This window comes from Pseudoneobacillus rhizolycopersici, assembly GCF_054786815.1.
Genome location: NZ_JBTOOE010000026.1, coordinates 39101 through 59187, shown reverse-complemented (window position 1 = coordinate 59187; position 20087 = coordinate 39101). Strand labels below are relative to the sequence as shown.

Genomic DNA, 20087 nt, shown 5'->3' with positions numbered 1-20087 from the left:
ACCGAGTTCTACCGGACCGAGTTCTACCGGACCGAGTTCTACCGGACCGAGTTCTGCCAGACCGAGTTCTGCCGGACCGAGTTCTGCCAGACCGAGTTCTGCCGGATCTGGTTCTGCCAGACTGAGTTCTGCCAGTTCTTCGATCTCGTCTCATAAAGATCGTTAAACCTAATTGATCTGCTTTTTCAACAGCTTGCATAATTTCTTCTTGAGAATAACCGCTCATTTTTTCAACTCCTTCATCCCTTGCTGATATAATGTATGTATGAAAACTTGTACCGTGTAGGACAAACGTATATTTTGGAAAATTTTTATACAAAAAAAAGATAGTCAGCTGACTATCTCTCCATTGTTTCTAATTCATCTTGGCAAAGGCTACAAAAAGCGGTGTTATTTACGAAAGTAATCGTATCAAAACTAGCCAAATCTCCACAGCATTCGCAACGAACAAATTCGCTCATAAAATATCCACTCCTTAATACTTTTTACCAATCTATTAAGGAAATGTGGATAATATGCGTTAGGAAGTTTTAATATCTTGATCAATTGGAACGAGCGAACTACGCCTAATCCAGTACTGAAAACTGTCTAGGGGGAAAACTCCTCTGCAATTGGAATTTTGCATTTGAACAATCACGCTTTCGCCTGTTACTTCAATAATTTTTAATGTGTCCGATTTACTTAAATTTGGAATGAAACTCTCTTTCATTTCAAACTCCATATTGTTGTGTAAATTCAAAATCAACAAGCCTCCTGGTTATTAATACTATTATTAGCTTTAACATAAATTATCTTTTTATCCAAATTATGGTCGGTTTAACTTTATTAAGAATGTAGCAAAATATAAAAGGGAAATAATAATATTGGAGGTTAAACCGATGTCTAAGGATATGCAAACTCCGTCAAATCAGGTAGATCAAAAGAAACTCCTTAATGACAAAGTAAAGAAGTTGCGCGAAAACAATTTAGAAGACGACCATGTTCGTAGGGTTACCCAAAATGGTGCACAAGGCCAATGATATCGTAGAAAGGGGGCAATTTCAAGTTGCCCCCTTGTTTTTATATTTTATTTCGAATTTCTTCTCTGAGAGCCTCTAACAAATCCTCCGGCAATTCGGCAGGTAATGATGACTGATTTTTAAACATCCAGGCATTAATGATATCTAAATCTTCCTTTTTAAACGTTATCCCATAATCTTGCTGGTTATAGGTAAGAAGAGTTGTCACCGACTCTTCCCCATAATCCTCTTGATCAATAATCATCTCTTTTAATATGTATCGTCTCACTGATTTTTACCCCTTTAGCCTTTTAAAAATAGAATTTGCAATTCCTTCCTAATTATTCAAAAAAAAACATACTACCAACATAGTAATTTGGTACAAGCGATTCTATACAGTACCTCATAAAATGGATTAAGACTTACAATGTCTTACTTTTAGGCAAAAAGGGGAAGGAGACAGTGGAACAACTATTTATTAATTACGCCAAAGAAGGTGTATTTCTAGCTCTCTTTCTTTACCTTCTCATTTTTAATATACCTAAGCTCAAACAAGAATTTAAACAAGAAATGAAGGGAATGGAAGAGCGGCACAAAGCGGAGATTGAAAGAGTTGAGAAAAAACATCAAGAAGAGTTAGACAAACTTGAAAAAAAAGCAGACCTAAGAGAAAGTGAACTAATCAGACTGTTATCCATGTTCGAAGGAAAATACCAAATCCTCACCGACAAAGTGGACGAAATCCTCAAAAAACTTTAACGCTTTAAAGCATGTGGGGACTGTCCCCACATGCTTTAAAGTGTTAAAGTGATTGGGTGGTGATTGCTTCTTTTTGGTTTTTTGGTTCTGGCACCTGCGTCAGGATGACGAGACCTACAATGAATAGGATGACAAGGCTAAATACCCCACTGTTTGTATTTCCGGTTACTTGGGAGGTGACACCAACAAGAAGTGGTCCCATGATGGAGGCAAATTTTCCAAAGATATTATAGAACCCAAAAAATTCATTTGATTTTTCCTTTGGAACTAGCTTAGCAAAATACGCTCGGCTTAATGCCTGGATACCACCTTGTGATGTAGCGACAAGCATTGCTAAAATCCAAAAATCCGCCGTTGTTTTTAAGAAATAAGCATAAATACATACAATAATATAAATGAAAATGCCTACATAAAGCATTTTTTTCCCACCGTATCGCTCCGCTAACCGACCATAAATAATTGCAAAAGGAGCAGCAACGACTTGAGTGACAAACAGGATAATCAATAAACTAGTGGCACTAATCCCTAAATCACTTCCGTAAGCCGTCGACATCGAAATAATCGTACCAACACCATCGATATAAAAGAAATAGGCCGATAAAAACAAAAATAGCGATCGATACTTACTAATCTCTCGAAACGTTCCACCTAATCTCTTAAAACTGTTCGCAATCGGATTAGGCTCGCGCTCGATAAAGTACCGCTGATGAACATGCTTGAACATCGGAATGGTAAATATTCCCCACCATAATGCAGTAATCAAAAAAGCTATTTTACTAGCTGTGTCTGTCGTAATGGGTAGTACCTCATTTTGCGCTAACAAAATAATAGCTATACTAATAATAAATGGAATCGTACTTCCAATATATCCTAATGCATAGCCGTGTGAGGAAACTTTATTCATCCGATCCTCTGTCGAGACATCGACAAGAAAGGCATCATAAAACACATTCGAGCCTGCCGACCCTACCGCAGCAACCGTATAACAAATGAGCAACAATAGCCATTGTTCCGTAGGTATAAACGCCAATAAAGCAGTGGCAGTTACCCCCATAGTAAAAAAGAATCGGAAGAACCGCTTTTTATTCCCTTGATAATCCGCAATCGTTCCTAAAATGGGTCCAAGCATGGCCAAAATAAAAGTTGCAATGGCAATCGTATAGCCTAAATAAGCAGTAGAATTAGCTGCGCTAACGCCAGCATTTGTAGCAGCAGCTTTGTAAAAAAGCGGAAACACAGCCGTCGTAATAATAATGGAATAAGCAGAGTTACCCCAGTCATACATTACCCAACTATTCTCTTCCTTCGTCAATCGCTTCATTAAATTCCCCCCACTGATTATATTTTTAAAAAATTTTGACAATAAGATCTACTACATATTATACAATTAATAATGGACCTAGCACCATCTAATGAACAAACTTCGCTAAAAATCATCCATCTGAAAAGTATCGACTATTCTATCCGCCTTCTCTCTTTGAGAACTCAATTGAAAAAGCCTCGTGAAAAATTCATCCACCTCCATACAGGAAGTAGGCAAGGGGATGTAAAGGGAAGTTGTCCCAAAAATCTGTGTAAAAAAAGCTTTTCTTTCCTGGTTTTTCCCATCTCGCTTAAGAGGATTGTACTTCCAATAAAGATGATGCCTTTCTTCATGTTCGACAACTTGTCGGATTTCTGCTAAAGTAGTTGCCTTATTCCCGGCATAAATAACTAAATAGTATTGATTATTGCGGTGCCAATCAATCAAAAGAAAATAAAGCGCCTGATCTCCAATTTTACTGACCCGATAGGCGGCCAAGACCGGTTTTCCGTTTGTCCATTGATGAAAATCAAGTAAACGGTCATTAAATACTGCAAGCTTCTCGATTTCAAATACAACAGATAAAGATTCTGACCATAAATCTATGAAGTTAGCTATTTCTACTGCTACTTGTTTCTCCAAAAAAATCCCCCTCTATATGACTAATTTTACCATGAAAAAGATGGTGCTTGGCACCATCTCCTCTTATCTAAATACTAAATATTTCTGTCCGAAATAATTACTAATCGTGTAAAGACAAGCACCGATTAGCACCGCGATATCGTTGTGAAACGAAAGGGGAATCCAATTTATCATACCAACAACCTTTTCACTGATAAAATAAGCGCCAAAATAACAAATCAAGATGACACTAATAAACCGTGGTGCACCTTTCGTTAATCTCACCCGGCTACGAAAGGTAAATACCCGATTCAAAAAATAACTAACTACGGACCCAACCGTATTCCCGGTAAACGTCGAAAGCCAATAAGACCAGCCAACTATATTTAATAACATGAACATAATCGACAGCCCCGTCAAAGTATTAATTCCACCAACCAACAAAAACCGCATAAACGGATTAGTTCGTTTCAGAAAGGTTTCTAATTTCAGAGTCGTATAATTCACCACGATAACCCTCCCTGTTGATTAGATGTCGTGGTACAGGAAGGTTAAACGTATCAATTTCGACAATATACTTCGGTCGCCGTTTCGCTTCTTTGTAAATTTTTCCAATATATTCACCTACTAATCCAATCGCAATTAACTGGATGCCACCAATTAGCCAAACCGACAAGATTAACGAAGTCCAACCAGTTTCGGTATTGCCGAAAAATTTTAATCCAATAAAATATATCCCAAATAGCAGACTGGCAAAGAAAGAGGCAAAGCCCATCATCAACACAAAACGGATCGGTGTCACGGAAAAGGAGGTAATCCCATCAAACGCGAATCCAAGCATTTTTTTCAACGGATATTTAGTCTTCCCGGCAAGCCTCTCTTTTCGATCATAGTAAACGCTTGTAGAAGGGAATCCTATCAGGGGCACAACTCCTCTTAGGAACATATTCACCTCAGCAAACCCCTCTAATTCCTGAAGTGCTCGTCTACTCATGAGGCGAAAATCGGCATGATTATAAATTAAATGGACACCCATTTTTTGCATCAGTTTATAGAACCATTGAGCAGTATTTCTTTTAAAAAACGTATCCGTCTGCCGACCTTGTCTCACACCATAAACAATATCATAGCCTTCTTTGAATTTTTTGAGAAAACCACGAATTGTCTCAAGGTCATCCTGGAGATCGGCATCAATAGAAACCACACAATCGGAAGCATCTTTAGCGGTAAACAATCCGGCAAGGAGCGCGTTTTGATGGCCTACATTTCGCGATAGTTTCAACCCTTTAATGAATTCATTGTGCAAGTTTTCTTGATAAATAATCGCCCAAGTTCGATCTCGACTGCCGTCATCAACAAATAAAATTTTGCTTTTGGCAGAGATAGTCCCATCCGCAATTAAACTTTGTAAAAAGGTGTCCAATTCAGATATCGTTTTTGGTAGTACTTCTTCCTCATTAAAACAAGGAACCACAATGGTTAAAATCGGTTCATTCATAAGCTGCCTCCATTTCTACAGCACCCGGTACAAATATATTTTCCAGGCGGATGCCTTGTGCTCGAAAATTTTATCCAATTGCATCTGGTTTTGTGCCGCATTATCAATCGGAACTGCTGAAAAAATGTATCTTCCACCCATTTGTTTGAATGGATCTATATTTAGTTCAAGGTTTTTAATTCTTATTTTGGACGCCTTTTTAAACATATAACGTTTGCCAAGCTCCGCTGTGAATAGGTAGCAGCGGCCACCCCATTCATCGAAATAGGTTCGAATGGTATTATTTTTGTTTAGCTCTTTTTCAATAATCTTCCGAAACTCGTGTTTATAGCTTAAAGGGTAGAAATTGTTATAGGTATCAAGAGTGTAAAAGCCATTGTATTGGGCGATGGCCGGATGAAGGCCGATGCTAGCAACGCGATATTCCTCCTGTGGTAGACCGATATGGTTTTTGATTTCGTCGAACTGCTCTACAGCAAAAAATTGACCGACACTTGGTTGTTTTTGATAGCGAATTTCCTCATTACATAGAAGCATTAGGACAACCTGAGCCAATACGATTGCATTTGTAGGAATATTTCGATAGGCCCAAACAATTTTTAACGCCAGCGCAAACAGAAGATAGAGAACAAGCGGTCTTAAAAAATGATATCTGGCAAAATTAAAGGTATCCATAAAGTGGAATCGTTCCGTGAGCGGAAGCCACCCTTTGTAAAACCAAAATGCGTACCATGCCGATAAAGCAAAATTAAGCGTAAATAAAAATACAAACACCTTTTCCTGCTTAAATAGCTTTTTGGAAATGACGAAATAAAGGGCAATAAAAATGATTGGTAAAATGATAAGCGTATGGAAAGTGTGTACATGATGATGGCCATAAATGAAATTTTTCCAAGTAAGTCGAAGGCTACCTAAAAATGACAGCCGGGCATGAAAATATTCATCCCGACTATTCGGTTCATCATCGAATAGAAACGAATAGAAGAGTCGGTATTCTGTAATGAAATAGATAGAGCTCATTAAGGCGATTGCTAAAAAAAACCGCCAGTTCCAACCCTTTCCCCTAACCACATCGGTCAACCAAAATACCCCCATCGAGCTTAAGAAAAAGAAAAAACCGAGCACAATGCTTGAATAAAAGGGGAGAAGGGCCAACACTAAGTAGTTTGTCCACGTTTTTTCCCCGTTGCGAATATTAAGAAATGCCCATAAGGCTAGTGGCATCCCAAGCGTACTAAGCATCCCAGACGGCCAGAAGGGGGTAAGTGCAAAGCCTAATGCGGTTCCAATCGTTAAGACTGACCACTCTGGTCTCGCTAAGAAATGCTTTTTCAGTAATAGGTACATTCCTAGAAAGGCCACAAGTCGAGTGATGAACTGACTTAAGCCGTAGGCAATCATCGTGGGAAAAAAATTGTATAACCAAACGATTAAACTAATTTCCGTTCCAAAAGCATTGCGGGGCAAGCCATTAATAATCTGAGGTATCGTCGCGTCGATTGGACCGGTAATTTGCCCACTTTCCGAGAGCACCTTGTACCAAGCGAGATTAGAGTCCAAATTATCGTGAACCCGAATATGAGCCTGATCTCTAAGAATAAAGAATGGTGCAACAAAGATGGTAATAATCAATAACGCAATCGCGAGCTGCCCTCTTTCATGTTTATAAAAATTCAATCCTTACACCTCAAAAGCCAATTCTATACATTATAGACTTTACATAAAGAGGAACAATATTCCTTTTTTCGCAAAAACTTGAGTCCATTTGGAAAAGCGAATTAGTCAACCTGTTTGAATCATAGGATGAAGGTAGTAGGAACTGTAAAGGGGGGATTGGATGATTAGAAAAGCGGTTATTCCAGCTGCGGGCTTAGGGACACGGTTTTTGCCTGCCACGAAAGCACAGCCAAAAGAGATGCTGCCAATCGTCGATAAACCAACGATTCAATATATTATCGAGGAGGCCGTTGAATCGGGAATAGAAGATATCATCATTATTACGGGTCGAAACAAGCGAGCAATTGAGGATCATTTTGACAAATCGGTAGAGTTGGAGCTCTTGTTGGATAAAACGGGGAAAATGGATTTACTGCAGATGGTAGGGGAAATTTCCAATCTTGCCAACATCCATTATGTTCGCCAAAAGGAACCCCTCGGCTTAGGGCACGCCGTGCTGTGTGCACGAAAGTTTATCGGGGATGAACCATTTGCGGTTCTATTAGGGGATGATATTATTGACAGTCCTGTGCCAGCTTTAAAACAAATGATAGGGCAGTTTGAAAAGGTGAGGTCTAGTATTCTTGGTTGTAAGGAGGTGCCGTTGCGGGACGTCGAGAAATATGGAATTGTCCAGTCTTCTGAGCAGTATGGTGAGTTATATAAGGTTGAGAGGCTTGTTGAAAAGCCGCGTATAGATTTGGCACCGTCCAGTCAGGCCATTATTGGGAGGTATATCTTGACACCGACTGTATTTGAAATATTGGAGACTGTTTTACCAGACAGTAAAGGGGAAATCCAGTTGACGGAAGCGTTAGACCGGTTGCTGGGGTTGGAACCTATCTATTCTTTTAATATTGAAGGAGCACGTTACGACGTTGGCGACAAATTTGGATTTTTACAGGCATCGATTGACTTTGCAATGAAACGACCGGAGCTGCGGGATCAATTATTGACATATTTGCGGGGAATGTTGGTCAAGACATCGCTTGAATCGCCTGAGAAAAAACATGAGATTTCTTGAAATGGAAAATGTCCAATAGAATCCTTTATTGGACATTTTCATTCTTCCTTTGGTGATTACCCCAATTTCCGGTGTTCGCCAACACGACTCCCAGGATCAGCCTTATAACTCTGGCGATATTCAACAACTCCAATCTCACATCCTGCGCCAATTCGAACATTCTTACCGCGAACAATATCCGCCTTCGTGTTCTCGAGGAACACCTCATCACCTTCAATCACATGCGCTTCAAGTGAACCTTCTCCTTTAGAAAACGGCAGGAAAGAGGACTTTCTCTTCACAACAATACGCTCGCCACCGATTTCACTCACCTTACTAAAACCGTATCGCAAACTGACCTCAATAGTGCCGGCATTCAGTAACCCCTTTATAGCAAAGGAGCCAGTAGATTTAAAGATTTCAACCTCCGCGTCACCATCAACTGATAGGCTCCCCTTTATATCCGCCTCTTCACCGGAAAAACGATTGCCAATCTCCAATGTCCCGAAAACTTTTGTAGTATCAATCGAAGCTGACCCACCAATGACCGTGGTGCCAAATATCTTCATCTTCCTACAATCAAGATTTCCGTTGACTCGCGTTTCACCAAAAACATCAACCTTCTCGACCTTTGCATTATGTAATGCATGGCTGGTACCGAAGGTCTTAAAAACCTCACATTCAAAATCAGTGGTAATCGTACCGTCACCGCGAACTATTATTTTCCGGTAAGCGCCGCCACTGTAGCTTCCGGATCCATTTATCGTCAAATTCCCCAAATGACCCATCAAAATCCCTCATTTCTATTAAACTTGCACACTTTTATGGATACGGCCATTGCCAACAACCTTCAAGTCATCCTTATATTCCACCAGTTCAATTTCACAGTTCTCGCCAATTACCACATGATTTCCACGTACTACTTTAGCTTTGGTATTTTCAAGGGATATATCGTCACCCTCAATCGTATCAACGGAAAGTTTCACTGATTTAACCGCTTTTAAAAGATCTAAAAGGAAATTAGTCTTTTCCTTCACCCGAATGGTTTGCCCACCGATTTCCCTTGCCTTACATTCACCATAGGTATAAATATCAATCGTTTCCGCACTTAGTAGACCATCAATACTAAACTGTCCCTCTGACTTGAAATTTTCGACCTCGCAATTCCCATCAACGGAGATTCGCCCCTGAACCTTTAAGTCCTCACCCTTTACGTTGCCATCAATCGAGCTCATTCCCGAGACATTCATTTTATTAAAATAAAGGTCACTCTTAAAAGAGCCCTTGCCGTCAACTGAAATGGTGCTGCATTGAATTTTTCCGGTAATTTTAGTTGTGCCGCTAATTTTTAAATGCTCACCTTTCACATCACCATGGACAGTTCCAGCTCCATTACATGAAAAGGAATTACATTGAATATCACTATTAATCGTTCCTTTGCCGTTAATAGTGACGCTATCGAAATTCCCACCGTTTGAACTTCCCAAGCCGTTAATCATTAAATTCCCTAATTGTTGATTTACGTTCATCGCACTTCCCCCTAAAGTAATTTTGTTTTTAATTCTTCCGCGCATTCCGCTAACGAAACCTGAACAACGATTCTTGTGCCCATTTCAAACTGAACAGACTCTGTGTTTGTAACACTTAGGCAAGAGGAGATGCCAAGTTTTCGAATTAACATAATGACAGTTTTTTGTTTGTCAGAATCTCGTAAAACCTGTAGGAGCATTTTTGCTTCATCTAAGTTAATCTCACCCGACTGCAACAGTTTTTCTAAGATAAAAAGCTCGAGGCTTTGTTCAAAGGCAAATTCCGTTATCGTCTTTGTTTCACTTAGATAAAAGTCTAAGACAGGTTTTGAAACAATGTTGCGTTTAACTAATTCATCTATTGAAAATTCAAACGGCCCTGCTGTTGGTGAGAACATGTCTGCAAGCTCATCAAGTGATAGATTTTCTTTCATTGCTTGGATTTTATCGATCCGATCTAAGATTTTTTCTTTTGGAAAAAAGGTTTCCTGACCGGTAAACGTGGATTTGCGGATAAACCAATCCTCCGGAATTAAATTTTTTCGTTTCCAACGGTACAGCTGTCCATATGAAATTCCAGTTGCATCTAAAAGGTCTTTTTTTGAAATTAATTCGTTGCTCATATAAACGGCTCCTTTCTCTAGAAAAAATGTAACATAACACTGTTACGTTGTAAATGGGCGATATAAAAAATTTTCCAACTGACTTTAAAGATGGTATCGTTTATAGTAGGAATATCTATAAAGGAGTTGGTTTACCAAATGAACATTCGAAAAATCTCCCCACAGGAACTACAAGAAAAATTGAAAAAGGATGAAACAGTCCTAATTCTTGATGTTCGGTCTGAGGATAAATTTATGGAGTATCATATTGAAACATCTACTGGTCAAATTAAAAATATAGTAAAAACGAAGATTTTTGAGAATGGGACAGAGGTAGACGGAATCCCAACTAATCAAGAGATTATCGTCACCTGTACGACTGGAAATTCTGCTGAGAAATGCGCCGCTATTTTATCAGAAAAGAATGAGAGAGTCGCCGTATTAGAAGGTGGAATCACGGCGTGGAAGGAATATATAAAAACCTTATAATATCACCATAGATTGGAAGTAAACATCATGTTGTACACAATAAATCGGCATCTTGAAAGAGTTATGCCTTTGATCACCCCAACAGGTGTAATCCTTGGGGTGTTACTTTCGGATTCTATTAAGGACTTTGCCTTTTTGATTCCTTGGATTTTTGCTCTTATGACGTTTTCTGGAAGTCTTAATTCTGATTTCCGAACTTTAAAAAATGTCATCACCCATCCTTTTCCAATTGTGATGGCCCTTTGTATTTTACACATTATCATGCCGCTGTGGGCATGGAGTTTTGGACATTTGACCTTTCAGGATGACATTTTTACCATTACGGGATTGATACTAGGGATGGCGATTCCAACGGGGATTACTAGTTTAATCTGGGTGACCATTTATCGGGGAAATATCCCGATGACATTAACGGTTATCCTTATCGATACGTTGCTTTCTCCATTCATTGTCCCGTTTACAGTTTCACTCATTGTTGGGCAGAAAATAGAGCTGGATGTTGGCAGTATGATGATGGGGCTGTTAGGGATGATTGTGATTCCTTCGCTGTTGGGAATGGCAATCAATCATTTGACCAAAGGGAAGGTAAAACAGGTGTGGAGTCCAAGGCTCGCGCCCATTTCTAAAATAGGGATCGGGCTTGTCGTCATGCTAAATGGAGCAGTTGTTGCCCCGTATTTAAGCGAAATTAATTTAAAATTAGTCGCTATTTGTTTAGCCGTCTTATTGGTGGCTTTAACGGGTTATTGGTTTGCTTTTATCATCGGCAAGCTGTTTAAATTGGATCGCGACACGGTCATTGGCTTAACGTTTACAGGTGGAATGCGGAATATTAGTGCAGGTGCGGTTATTGCAACGACTTATTTCGCCCCACAGGTTGCGGTGCCGGTTGTTGTCGGTATGCTCTTTCAACAGGTACTAGCAAGCTTAAGTGGATATTTAGTGAATAGTTATTATAGTCGACAGGAGTCAGATCAATCCTTAACAATGTAGTAAGCGGTTTAGCCAAAGGCTAACCGTTTTTTTTTTTTGTTTAAGGAAAAAGAAGGTAATTGGCTAGACGAAAAAGAAATAATTAATAAACTGGTGATAGAATTGGAGTCATATGTATGAATAAGTGGAAATATCCGTTTTTGATGATAACAGGGATTGGTGTTTCGAATCTAGGTAATTGGATTTATTTAATCGCTTTAAATCTGGCAATCTTAAATTTAACTGGGTCGGCAGCCGCGGTGGCAGGGCTTTATATTATCAGGCCGATAGCCGTGTTGTTGACGAATACGTGGTCAGGAAGTGTGATTGATCGGGTAAATAAACGAAGATTAATGATCCTTATCGACGTGCTAAGAGGTGTCTTTGTTTTTGTCATTCCTTTTTTGCCGTCATTATGGGCAATTTATGGTGTCTTATTTGTAATAAATTTAGCTGCAGCCTTCTTTGGACCGAGTTCTTCCGTATATATTACGAAACTAGTTCCGGCTGAAAATCGGAAACGCTTTAATTCGATTATGAGTATGACAAACTCAGGTGCCTTTTTATTAGGGCCAGCGATAGCTGGGGCGCTGATTATGAAATTTGGAACGGATTTATGTATTTTCATCAATGCGATCTCCTTTTTTATTTGTGCATTTTTAATTTACTTGTTACCTAATGTTGATGAAAAGGTGGAAGGTGCTCGTGGTGTGGTGAGATGGGCTACTCTAGTGAAAGATTGGAAAATAATCATTGGGTTTGCGAAATCGGCCAAGTATTTTATCGGGGTGTATCTATTATTTCAGGCTGCTACTTTAATAGGTTTTGCCCTTGACCCACAAGAGGTCACTTTTATTAAAAAGAACTTGCATTTATCAGACCGGGAGTATGGGTTAATTGTTAGTATTACCGGGATTGGTGCATTGGTGGGGGCAAGTTTGGCGGCAATTTTGGCGAAAAAAATCTCCCTGCGATTATTTATTGGGGTGGGCATGCTGTTAACCGCAGTCGGCTATTTAGGCTTTTATTCATCACTTAACTTTATTACCGCGACTGCCGCATTTGTATTTCTTGGCTTTTTTATGTCCTTTGCGAACACTGGCTATGCGACTTTCTTCCAAAACAATGTCCCGGTAGAGATAATGGGGAGATTTGCAAGCGTAGCTGAAATGGTTCAGGGAATCATACAAATTGGTTTGACCTTATTGGTAGGACTATTTGCAGAAATATTTTCGTTACAGCTTGTTTGTGTGTTATTCTCTTCATTAAGTATCGTCCTTGCAATTATATTACTATTTGTCATTTTCTCACCTTCGAAGGAGCAGTTTTTCAAGGAAACCTCGGTTAGTAGTTAATCGTTAAAGGGAGGGGGAGTACAAATGGATTGAAAACAGACCATGGGAACAACTCGATTAATTATTAAAAAAGAAACACTTTAATTCTTTAAAGTGTTTCTATTTTTACCTGTAGTTCAATTTCGACGTTTCCTTGGATGGCGCGGCTGATCATGCAAGAGGTTTCGGCTTTTTTTGCTAGTTTTTGGGCTAGTTGGATGTCGCGTTCTGAAGCATCTGCCAACAAAACGACATGCGGGCGATGAATAATTTTTTTATAAGTGAACACTCCGTTGGTCACATCCACTATCGCTTCTGATTCCATTGTTAGCGAAGCTTTCTCCAATTTACTCCGCTCCATCATGGCCGCTAAAGTGATAATATAACAGGTCGCTGCCGCCCCAAGCAGCATTTCATCAGGGTTCGTGCCAATCCCGGGTCCGTCCATCTCTGGCGGTATCGAAATCTTTGTCACCAGGTTTCCCGCCGCAATCTCTCCGACAACATTACGTCCCCCTGGCCAATTTGCTTTTAAATGAAAATGATGTTCTGCCAAACTGGTATCCTCCCATTAATGAAGTTAAATCACAAACAAAAACACGGACAAGAAATGAGCTAATGTTCCAAGCATAATGAAGATATGAAAGATTTCATGGAATCCCCAGCTCTTAAAAGCTAAAAACTTCGGCTTTACTCCGTAAATAATACCACCAATCGTGTACAAAATCCCACCCAGAACAAGCAGGAATAACCCGGCCCCATGAAGATTTTCTGCCAGTGGCGCGGCAAAAAAGATAATCAACCATCCCATGGCAATATATAGACCAGTCGATAACCAACGTGGACAATGAAACCAAACAAGCTTAAATATTACACCCAAAACAGCGATCCCTGTAACTAGAGAAAATAACAGCCAGCCAGTAACTCCCTTTAAACTAATCAAACAAAATGGCGTATAAGTTCCGGCGATTAAAATAAAAATCATTGAGTGATCCAATCGTCTAAAAAAAGCAATCACCTTATCTTTGGCCATCACCATATGGTAGGTAGCGGAAGCAGCATATAAAAGAATCATACTTACTCCAAAAACGATCACCGCAGATATCGCTAGAGGTGAAGCAGCTGTTTTGGAAGCCTTAATAACCATCGCAAGTAATGCAATGAAGGAAAGAATAGCACCTGCCAAATGAGTAAGTCCATTAATCGGTTCACGGATATAAGAATTCATATTAACACTCCTTTATGTAGTTTTAATAACTACATATAATGATACATGCATTATAACATCTAGTCAATCGTAAAAAAATCCTATATAATATGTTTATTATCATGAAATATAAGAGGTCGCTGTGAATATGAAAAATATCAACGAATTCATAAACCAATTAGGATTGGAAAATAACCTTCATTTAGATGATATACCTGAAATTGATTTGTACATGGATCAAGTCATTCAACTATTTGAAAATAGATTTAATGGGTCAAAACGGACAGAGGATGAAAAAATTCTCACCAAAACGATGATTAACAACTATGCGAAAGGGAAGCTTTTTTTTCCTATCAAAAATAAGAAATATTCAAAAGAGCATCTAATTCTTATTAGTTTAATCTATCAATTAAAGGGCGCGTTGACGATTGCTGACATTAAATCCACTCTTGACGGGATAAACCATAAATTTGAAAAGGGCGAGCTAAATTTAGATACCTTTTATCAAAGCTTTCTTGATATCCATGCGAAGAATGCTGGCAGTTTTCAAGAGGAGTTTGCCGTTCATGCCAAGGAAGTAAATGAGGAAATCGGCGAATTGGATGACCCTCTATTAGAACAGATATTATTAATCGTTTCATTAGCCAATATTAGCAATATGTACCGTCGAGCTGCGGAAAGATTGATTGATCAACTTCCACTGACCGCTCCTAAAAAATAAACTTATCCACCGTGGATAAGTTTTTTTCAAAACATACAAATCAATAAAACTTTTTTCAAACTTGCAGGTCTAATAGTTAGGAAGGCAAGGAGGGGAATAACTTGAGTGAGGAACAATTTGTACAAAAAGCCATCGATGGTGATGACGAAGCATTTCTAGCTTTAATGCAAGCTTATAAAATTGATTTATACAAAACAGCACGTTCATTTTTAAAAAATGAACATGAAGCCCTTGAAGCCATTCAGGAGGTTACCTATCGTGCTTATAAAAATATCCGCCAGGTTCGCGAGGCATCTTATTTTAAAACATGGTTGATTCGCATCATGATCAACTATTGCAATGACCAGCTGAAGAAGAACAAGCGGACAGTATTAAATGAGGAATTCTTACTGCGCCAAGGTATATCCGAAAATCACGAGGAAATGGAGCTAAAGGATGCGATGCTCTCCTTAGACGAACGTTCCCGCGAAATCTTGATGCTCAAATACTTTCATGATTTAAAAATAAAGGATATTGCTGACTCGATGCAGTGTCCGGAAGGAACCGTGAAAACGTGGCTGAATAGAGCTTTAAAAATGCTGCGCGGTAAACTCGAAGAGAAAGGTGGGAATCTTCATGTTTAACAAAGAGGAAGATAGACTGAAAGAGTATAAACAAATGGTCGATAATCTACCTGTTTCAGTAGACTCACTAGATGCAGCCATCATGGCTGGTTTTCAAAAAGCAAAACTGGAAGAGCAGAATAAGCCAAGCCGCCACCGATCCAAATGGTTATATGGTTTTGTCGTAGCCGCCGTACTAATGATTGGATTTTTCGCATCTGTCCGTCTATCACCAGCCTTTGCCGGTTATATAACCACTATCCCCGGAATGGAAAAAATTGTTGATTTGATCCGTTTTGACAAAGGGCAAATGGCGGCAATCGAAAATGACTATTATCAGGAAATTGGTGCAACTGATGAGAAGAATGGGCTAAAAGTCACCATCGATGGGGTGATTGCAGATGAGAATGGAATTGTTCTTTTCTACAGTCTAGAATCTACCAAAAAACAAAAACGACTGCAAATTGACGAAGCTAAACTAGAGTATCAAGATGGTGGGGAATTTCCTGCAGGCGTTTTCTCCTATGGCTCTTCCCATTTTTCGGATAAGGGGGAAACGACCTTCAATGGGGTACTAGATAACTACTATCAGGAAACACTAACTTCGAATAATATAGTCCTAAAATTAAAGATAAGTGGAAATACTCAAGGGGATTATTCGATTCCGTTTACTTTACAGAAGAATGTAGCTGAAAAGAAAACATTTGAACTAAACAAAACGATCGAAATGGAAGGGCAAAAAATCACTTTTGTAGAAGCAACCGTATATCCTCTAAGGGTTGCTATACATGTAAAGAAGGACCCAAATAATACGAAAAAAATCCTTGGCTACGAAGATTTACGACTTGTTGATGAAAATGGTGAAGTTTGGAATAAAATCACTAATGGGCAAACAGGAACAACGATATCAGAAAATGAAGAAATTATTTATCTTCAAAGTAACTATTTCCGCCAACCAAAGGAATTATATTTGGTGGTTAATAAGATTCAAGCGATTGATAAGAACGAGGAGTTTGTCGTTGTCGATATAGCAGAGAAGAAAATTTTGCAGCAACCTAAAGGAAACCTCCTTCGTGAAGTAACGGTGAAGGGGAATTATCTCGAGTTCCCTATGGTTATCCCAAATGACTTTCCTGCATTTATTTTTCATGATATCTATGATCGGGATGGAAATCTCGTTCCATTTGAATCCTTTTCTAAAAGTTGGCGGGACGACAAAACGATTGTAAGTTTTGGCATTAATATCCCTAATTTGCGAAAGATAAAAGGGCCGCTTTCTTTACAAATAAACGCTTATCCAAGCTGGATAGAAGGGGAAGCGAAAATAAGATTGAAATAATCTCAAAAGGCAGCGGATTTGGTCGCTGCCTTTTTTTGAGGTGAAATAATGTGTCGGAAATGTGAAAAAGGTAAATATAATTGTGAAATCGCTAAATAAATGATCGGAATCGGTAAATATCTGTTCAAAAAAGGTAAATAAACTTGCAAAATAGGTAAATAAAATAAAAACAAGCCTGCGGTAGCAGACTTGTAGTCTTATCGTAAGCTGAAATCCCCTGACGATGTCTCTGCCTTTATTTTAAAATCACCAGAGCCAATCACGCCACGAATCAAATGCTCTGATTTTTCCTGATAATTGACGCCGTTTAAGCTAATTTGGCCTTCACCGGAGCTACCCTTAAAATCAATCGCCAAGGAATCAGGCTGTTCATGGAACTCAATGGAAATGTCGCCGCTGCTCGTTTTCGCATTGAGATTGCCGCTCGTATTTTCATACTTGATGATAATATCACCCGACGAGCTTTTTGCTTCAATATCACCTGACACATTCGACAGCTCCATTTCGCCGGATGAGGTCTGGAATCGATGTTGATCACTGTGAAGGTCACGAATCAGCATATCTCCTGAACTAGCTTCCAAAATAAATTCTTTTGCTTTGAACTCTTGAACCGTAATATCCCCGGATGAAGTGTTTATTTTGATAGAATCATAAATTTTCTGTGGTAAAAATACTTCCACATTCGTATCGAGGATGAGCACCCCAACATTTAGAAAAATTTGGTCCAGCCCTTTAATACCAACCTTGAGGGTGTTGCCGGATTCTTCGACATCTAATCGTACCTTTTTCTTATGTTTCTTACTAATTTTCCCGTTCAATTCAACAGTGATTTCATCTCCATTAGTTGGATGTAACGCCACATCCGAACCAGATAAATCCACTTCAATTCGACTAATATCCGCACTTTTTACTTGAACCTCATCATGAATACCCCAGGTTTTCACTGAAAATCCGCCGGAGGCACTAACGGAAACCAATGTCCCGACAACTCCAACAACAAATAAAAATAGCATACTATAAACTAGCTTTTTCATAGCCTCGATCTCCTTTTATCACTTTGACATTGAATTTAATATAACGAAGGACTACATTGTAGAAAAACTTGCCTACATAAATCATCCCAATACTCATCAGCACACCAAGGCTAAACGACGTTAATGAAATGAAAAAATTGACGGCAAATGTTTCATAGCTGTAATCGAAAAAATACGCTCCCATAATCGCCAGCGGAAAAACGGTTAAAGCAAATGATGTAGCGCATAAAGCCACATACGCTCCAAAAAGTCCCGCAACAGGCCCAACGATAAATACTAGATTAAAAAAGCTTAAACTAATGGCTGCGATAATCGCCCGACCAATATTCGATGGTGTCTTATCCTTTTCCGCCCTGACAATCCGATAATCTGCCAACAAGTCACGGGCAATCACATGTGGGTCACCCAACTCAGCAATCAGCTCAGCCTGACTTTTCCCGTTCGCCAAGCCAATTTCAAAATGTTCCTGGTAATCATAAAGCATTTCCCGACGGTCTTGCTCTGGAACTCTACTCAACAAATACTCCAGTTTATCCAAAAATTCATTCTTCACCATTTTCCATACCCTCCACAATAAATTGATTTACTGCACTAGAAAACTCTTGCCATTCGTCCACTAATAATTTCATATACGCCCGACCATAAGTGGTTAACGAATAGTACTTTCTGGGAGGACCTTCTGTTGATTCAGCTAAATATGTTGTTAAATAATCTTCTTTCGTTAATCTTCTTAGCAAAGGATACAGAGTTCCTTCCGCGACTTCGATTTTACTAGAAATATTTTGCGCCAATTCATAACCGTACTGATCCTTTTTGGATATTAAAATTAACACGCATAATTCTAGGACTCCTTTTTTAAATTGGACATTCAAAGGAAAAATCCTCCTTTCGTAGCACACCTATAACATTCACTACTGAATGATGTATAATACCTATGCAAAAAAAATTAGCAATTGCTTCCACATTTGTTATCATAATACACAGTACTGATTAATGCAAGGTACTAAATATAATTTTTTTGAATTTTTTTCCTTACGGACAGTTTCACTAAAAAAGTATCAACCAAGGAAGAGCAAAATAAAAAATCCAGCCCCATTAAAAAAGGCTGGACTTCAAATTAGGCTTGTTGCTCAAACAACTGAGCAATTTCAATAATCACCATTGTGGCTTTTTCCATATTATCGACTGACACGAATTCGTATTTTCCGTGATAATTTTCCCCGCCGGTGAAGATGTTTGGTGTCGGAAGACCCATGTATGAAAGCTGAGATCCATCAGTACCACCGCGGATTGGCTCAATAATTGGCTTAATGTCGAGATTTTTCAGTGCCTGTTTGGCAATATTAACAACTTCCATGACTGGCTCGATTTTTTCACGCATGTTGTAATATTGATCCTTCATATCAAGTTCAACTGCGCTCTTGCCATACTTCCCGCGAAGCTCTTCAACAATTTGCTCAACTAAAGCTTTGCGAGCTTGGAAGTTTTCCTTATCATGGTCACGGATAATATAAGACAGAACGGTCTTTTCGACATCACCGTTAAACGAGCCTAAATGGAAGAAGCCTTCGTAGCCTTCCGTGTATTCAGGTGCCTCTGCGGCAGGAAGCATACTAGCAAACTCCATCGCGATTTTCATCGAATTGACCATTTTGCCCTTCGCTGTCCCAGGGTGGATATTCGTCCCGTTAAAAGTGACCTTATAGCCGGCTGCATTAAAGCTTTCGTACTGTAGTTCACCTAGCGGACCACCATCCATCGTATAAGCAAATTTGGCATTAAAAGCAGCGACATCAAATTTATGGGGACCACGGCCAATCTCCTCATCTGGTGTGAATGCGATACGAATTTTACCATGCTTGATTTCGGGGTGCCCAATCAAATATTCCATCGCCGTCATGATTTCTGCAATACCCGCTTTGTTATCCGCTCCTAGGAGGGTGGTGCCATCGGTTGTTACCAACGTATGACCTTTATAATTAGTCATTTGCGGGAAGTCTTTAGTTGTAAGAACGACCTGCATCGCTTCGTTTAAAACAATATCGCTACCGTCATAATTTTCAACGATTTGCGGTTTCACATTTGCACCGGTAAAATCGGTCGCCGTGTCGACATGGGCTAGGAAGCCAATGGTAGGAACATCCTTTTCCGTATTTGCTGGTAAAGTAGCCATCACATACCCATTTTCATCCATGGTGACTTCAACCATACCAATTTTCTTCAATTCCTCAACGAGCATTTTCCCAAGCGTTAATTGCCCCGGTGTAGAAGGGCAAGTTTCGCTATCTGCATTTGACTGCGTATCGACGACAACATATGAAGTTAATCGTTTGATTAGATTGCTTTTCACTATACAGTTA

27 protein-coding genes are annotated in these 20087 nt (G+C 39.3%); 9 read left to right on the top strand and 18 right to left on the bottom strand.

Annotated elements, in window-relative coordinates:
* The 3 genes from ACX9YW_RS19775 to ACX9YW_RS19765 all read right to left on the bottom strand — a co-directional run.
* Positions 1–226: hypothetical protein (locus tag ACX9YW_RS19775; protein ID WP_460349740.1), on the bottom strand; the 226-nt coding region annotated here is incomplete at its 3' end.
* Positions 227–338: 112 nt separating this feature from the next.
* Positions 339–461, bottom strand: coding sequence for a hypothetical protein (locus ACX9YW_RS19770; RefSeq protein ID WP_460349738.1), 123 nt, complete (start codon positions 459–461; stop codon positions 339–341).
* A gap of 59 nt (positions 462–520) precedes the next feature.
* A complete protein-coding gene (locus ACX9YW_RS19765; RefSeq protein ID WP_460349736.1) occupies positions 521–739 on the bottom strand; it encodes a hypothetical protein in 219 nt (72 codons plus the stop codon).
* Positions 740–878: 139 nt separating this feature from the next.
* Between ACX9YW_RS19765 and ACX9YW_RS19760 the strand changes: the two genes are divergently transcribed.
* Positions 879–1019 (top strand): hypothetical protein, encoded by a 141-nt coding sequence (locus ACX9YW_RS19760; protein ID WP_460349734.1) that lies wholly within the window; start codon positions 879–881, stop codon positions 1017–1019.
* 40 nt (positions 1020–1059) lie between these two features.
* Here ACX9YW_RS19760 and ACX9YW_RS19755 read toward each other — a convergent pair whose 3' ends face one another.
* Complete coding sequence (locus ACX9YW_RS19755; protein WP_460349732.1) at positions 1060–1287, bottom strand: hypothetical protein; 228 nt, start codon at positions 1285–1287, stop codon at positions 1060–1062.
* 173 nt (positions 1288–1460) lie between these two features.
* Here ACX9YW_RS19755 and ACX9YW_RS19750 point away from each other — a divergent pair, with 173 nt between their 5' ends.
* On the top strand, positions 1461–1757 hold the full coding sequence (locus tag ACX9YW_RS19750) for a hypothetical protein (RefSeq protein WP_460349730.1): 297 nt from the start codon (positions 1461–1463) through the stop codon (positions 1755–1757).
* A gap of 43 nt (positions 1758–1800) precedes the next feature.
* Here ACX9YW_RS19750 and ACX9YW_RS19745 read toward each other — a convergent pair whose 3' ends face one another.
* The 5 genes from ACX9YW_RS19745 to ACX9YW_RS19725 form a co-directional block, all read right to left on the bottom strand.
* A complete protein-coding gene (locus tag ACX9YW_RS19745) occupies positions 1801–3078 on the bottom strand; it encodes an MFS transporter (RefSeq protein ID WP_460349728.1) in 1278 nt (425 codons plus the stop codon).
* 105 nt (positions 3079–3183) lie between these two features.
* The gene (locus ACX9YW_RS19740; protein WP_460349726.1) at positions 3184–3702 is read right to left on the bottom strand and encodes a hypothetical protein; all 519 of its coding nucleotides are present in this window, start codon (positions 3700–3702) and stop codon (positions 3184–3186) included.
* Positions 3703–3765: 63 nt separating this feature from the next.
* On the bottom strand, positions 3766–4188 hold the full coding sequence (locus tag ACX9YW_RS19735; RefSeq protein WP_460349725.1) for a GtrA family protein: 423 nt from the start codon (positions 4186–4188) through the stop codon (positions 3766–3768).
* Positions 4142–5179 carry a glycosyltransferase family 2 protein gene (locus tag ACX9YW_RS19730; protein ID WP_460349723.1) on the bottom strand — a complete coding sequence of 346 codons (1038 nt, stop codon included), beginning with the start codon at positions 5177–5179 and terminating at the stop codon, positions 4142–4144. The genes ACX9YW_RS19735 and ACX9YW_RS19730 overlap by 47 nt, the downstream gene beginning before the upstream one ends.
* 15 nt (positions 5180–5194) lie before the next feature.
* Positions 5195–6856 (bottom strand): DUF6044 family protein, encoded by a 1662-nt coding sequence (locus ACX9YW_RS19725; protein ID WP_460349721.1) that lies wholly within the window; start codon positions 6854–6856, stop codon positions 5195–5197.
* 160 nt (positions 6857–7016) lie between these two features.
* On the opposite strand from ACX9YW_RS19725, the gene galU reads away from it, so the two are divergent.
* Positions 7017–7919, top strand: a complete 903-nt coding sequence (galU, locus tag ACX9YW_RS19720) for a UTP--glucose-1-phosphate uridylyltransferase GalU (RefSeq protein ID WP_460349719.1) — start codon at positions 7017–7019, stop codon at positions 7917–7919.
* 56 nt (positions 7920–7975) lie between these two features.
* Here galU and ACX9YW_RS19715 read toward each other — a convergent pair whose 3' ends face one another.
* From ACX9YW_RS19715 to ACX9YW_RS19705, 3 genes are read right to left on the bottom strand one after another with little or no spacing between them, the layout of a single operon-like run.
* Entirely contained in the window at positions 7976–8686 is a 711-nt protein-coding gene (locus ACX9YW_RS19715; protein WP_460349717.1) for a cytoplasmic protein, read from the bottom strand.
* An 18-nt stretch (positions 8687–8704) separates the two neighbouring features.
* The gene (locus ACX9YW_RS19710; RefSeq protein ID WP_460349715.1) at positions 8705–9427 is read right to left on the bottom strand and encodes a polymer-forming cytoskeletal protein; all 723 of its coding nucleotides are present in this window, start codon (positions 9425–9427) and stop codon (positions 8705–8707) included.
* An 11-nt stretch (positions 9428–9438) separates the two neighbouring features.
* Positions 9439–10050 carry a YhbD family protein gene (locus tag ACX9YW_RS19705; protein WP_460349713.1) on the bottom strand — a complete coding sequence of 204 codons (612 nt, stop codon included), beginning with the start codon at positions 10048–10050 and terminating at the stop codon, positions 9439–9441.
* Positions 10051–10188: 138 nt separating this feature from the next.
* Here ACX9YW_RS19705 and ACX9YW_RS19700 point away from each other — a divergent pair, with 138 nt between their 5' ends.
* The 3 genes from ACX9YW_RS19700 to ACX9YW_RS19690 all read left to right on the top strand — a co-directional run bounded on the left by ACX9YW_RS19700 (position 10189) and on the right by ACX9YW_RS19690 (position 12845).
* Complete coding sequence (locus tag ACX9YW_RS19700) at positions 10189–10518, top strand: rhodanese-like domain-containing protein (protein WP_460349711.1); 330 nt, start codon at positions 10189–10191, stop codon at positions 10516–10518.
* A gap of 27 nt (positions 10519–10545) precedes the next feature.
* On the top strand, positions 10546–11511 hold the full coding sequence (locus ACX9YW_RS19695) for a bile acid:sodium symporter family protein (protein ID WP_460349709.1): 966 nt from the start codon (positions 10546–10548) through the stop codon (positions 11509–11511).
* Between the two features lie 116 nt (positions 11512–11627).
* Positions 11628–12845 carry an MFS transporter gene (locus tag ACX9YW_RS19690; protein WP_460349707.1) on the top strand — a complete coding sequence of 406 codons (1218 nt, stop codon included), beginning with the start codon at positions 11628–11630 and terminating at the stop codon, positions 12843–12845.
* Positions 12846–12933: 88 nt separating this feature from the next.
* Here the strand turns inward: ACX9YW_RS19690 and ACX9YW_RS19685 are convergent, their stop codons facing one another.
* Entirely contained in the window at positions 12934–13380 is a 447-nt protein-coding gene (locus ACX9YW_RS19685; RefSeq protein ID WP_460349705.1) for an OsmC family protein, read from the bottom strand.
* Between the two features lie 24 nt (positions 13381–13404).
* Complete coding sequence (gene trhA / locus ACX9YW_RS19680) at positions 13405–14052, bottom strand: PAQR family membrane homeostasis protein TrhA (RefSeq protein ID WP_460349703.1); 648 nt, start codon at positions 14050–14052, stop codon at positions 13405–13407.
* Positions 14053–14179: 127 nt separating this feature from the next.
* On the opposite strand from trhA, the gene ACX9YW_RS19675 reads away from it, so the two are divergent.
* From ACX9YW_RS19675 to ACX9YW_RS19665, 3 genes are all read left to right on the top strand, one after another.
* Positions 14180–14752, top strand: coding sequence for a DUF1836 domain-containing protein (locus ACX9YW_RS19675; protein WP_460349701.1), 573 nt, complete (start codon positions 14180–14182; stop codon positions 14750–14752).
* 101 nt (positions 14753–14853) lie between these two features.
* Positions 14854–15375, top strand: a complete 522-nt coding sequence (locus ACX9YW_RS19670; RefSeq protein WP_460349699.1) for a sigma-70 family RNA polymerase sigma factor — start codon at positions 14854–14856, stop codon at positions 15373–15375.
* Positions 15368–16693 (top strand): DUF4179 domain-containing protein, encoded by a 1326-nt coding sequence (locus ACX9YW_RS19665; protein ID WP_460349697.1) that lies wholly within the window; start codon positions 15368–15370, stop codon positions 16691–16693. The genes ACX9YW_RS19670 and ACX9YW_RS19665 overlap by 8 nt, the downstream gene beginning before the upstream one ends.
* A gap of 197 nt (positions 16694–16890) precedes the next feature.
* Here the strand turns inward: ACX9YW_RS19665 and ACX9YW_RS19660 are convergent, their stop codons facing one another.
* The 4 genes from ACX9YW_RS19660 to pepT all read right to left on the bottom strand — a co-directional run bounded on the left by ACX9YW_RS19660 (position 16891) and on the right by pepT (position 20077).
* Positions 16891–17727, bottom strand: coding sequence for a DUF4097 family beta strand repeat-containing protein (locus tag ACX9YW_RS19660; RefSeq protein WP_460349695.1), 837 nt, complete (start codon positions 17725–17727; stop codon positions 16891–16893).
* The gene (locus ACX9YW_RS19655) at positions 17708–18283 is read right to left on the bottom strand and encodes a DUF1700 domain-containing protein (protein ID WP_460349693.1); all 576 of its coding nucleotides are present in this window, start codon (positions 18281–18283) and stop codon (positions 17708–17710) included. Before ACX9YW_RS19655 ends, ACX9YW_RS19660 begins: the two co-directional genes overlap by 20 nt.
* Positions 18270–18599 carry a PadR family transcriptional regulator gene (locus ACX9YW_RS19650; protein WP_460349691.1) on the bottom strand — a complete coding sequence of 110 codons (330 nt, stop codon included), beginning with the start codon at positions 18597–18599 and terminating at the stop codon, positions 18270–18272. The genes ACX9YW_RS19655 and ACX9YW_RS19650 overlap by 14 nt, the downstream gene beginning before the upstream one ends.
* Positions 18600–18844: 245 nt before the next feature.
* The gene (gene pepT / locus ACX9YW_RS19645; RefSeq protein WP_460349689.1) at positions 18845–20077 is read right to left on the bottom strand and encodes a peptidase T; all 1233 of its coding nucleotides are present in this window, start codon (positions 20075–20077) and stop codon (positions 18845–18847) included.
* Between the last annotated feature and the right edge of the window lie 10 nt (positions 20078–20087).

Bases quoted from the DNA above. Each gene is read 5' to 3' on its own strand.
- ACX9YW_RS19665 (WP_460349697.1), top strand. From the start codon at position 15,368: ATGTTTAACAAAGAGGAAGATAGACTGAAAGAGTATAAACAAATGGTC.
- trhA (WP_460349703.1), bottom strand. From the start codon at position 14,052: ATGAATTCTTATATCCGTGAACCGATTAATGGACTTACTCATTTGGCA.
- ACX9YW_RS19715 (WP_460349717.1), bottom strand. From the start codon at position 8,686: ATGGGTCATTTGGGGAATTTGACGATAAATGGATCCGGAAGCTACAGT.
- ACX9YW_RS19705 (WP_460349713.1), bottom strand. From the start codon at position 10,050: ATGAGCAACGAATTAATTTCAAAAAAAGACCTTTTAGATGCAACTGGA.
- galU (WP_460349719.1), top strand. From the start codon at position 7,017: ATGATTAGAAAAGCGGTTATTCCAGCTGCGGGCTTAGGGACACGGTTT.
- ACX9YW_RS19730 (WP_460349723.1), bottom strand. From the start codon at position 5,179: ATGAATGAACCGATTTTAACCATTGTGGTTCCTTGTTTTAATGAGGAA.
- ACX9YW_RS19745 (WP_460349728.1), bottom strand. From the start codon at position 3,078: ATGAAGCGATTGACGAAGGAAGAGAATAGTTGGGTAATGTATGACTGG.
- ACX9YW_RS19710 (WP_460349715.1), bottom strand. From the start codon at position 9,427: ATGAACGTAAATCAACAATTAGGGAATTTAATGATTAACGGCTTGGGA.
- ACX9YW_RS19700 (WP_460349711.1), top strand. From the start codon at position 10,189: ATGAACATTCGAAAAATCTCCCCACAGGAACTACAAGAAAAATTGAAA.
- ACX9YW_RS19655 (WP_460349693.1), bottom strand. From the start codon at position 18,283: ATGGTGAAGAATGAATTTTTGGATAAACTGGAGTATTTGTTGAGTAGA.
- ACX9YW_RS19695 (WP_460349709.1), top strand. From the start codon at position 10,546: ATGTTGTACACAATAAATCGGCATCTTGAAAGAGTTATGCCTTTGATC.
- ACX9YW_RS19660 (WP_460349695.1), bottom strand. From the start codon at position 17,727: ATGAAAAAGCTAGTTTATAGTATGCTATTTTTATTTGTTGTTGGAGTT.
- ACX9YW_RS19675 (WP_460349701.1), top strand. From the start codon at position 14,180: ATGAAAAATATCAACGAATTCATAAACCAATTAGGATTGGAAAATAAC.
- ACX9YW_RS19690 (WP_460349707.1), top strand. From the start codon at position 11,628: ATGAATAAGTGGAAATATCCGTTTTTGATGATAACAGGGATTGGTGTT.
- ACX9YW_RS19760 (WP_460349734.1), top strand. From the start codon at position 879: ATGTCTAAGGATATGCAAACTCCGTCAAATCAGGTAGATCAAAAGAAA.
- ACX9YW_RS19770 (WP_460349738.1), bottom strand. From the start codon at position 461: ATGAGCGAATTTGTTCGTTGCGAATGCTGTGGAGATTTGGCTAGTTTT.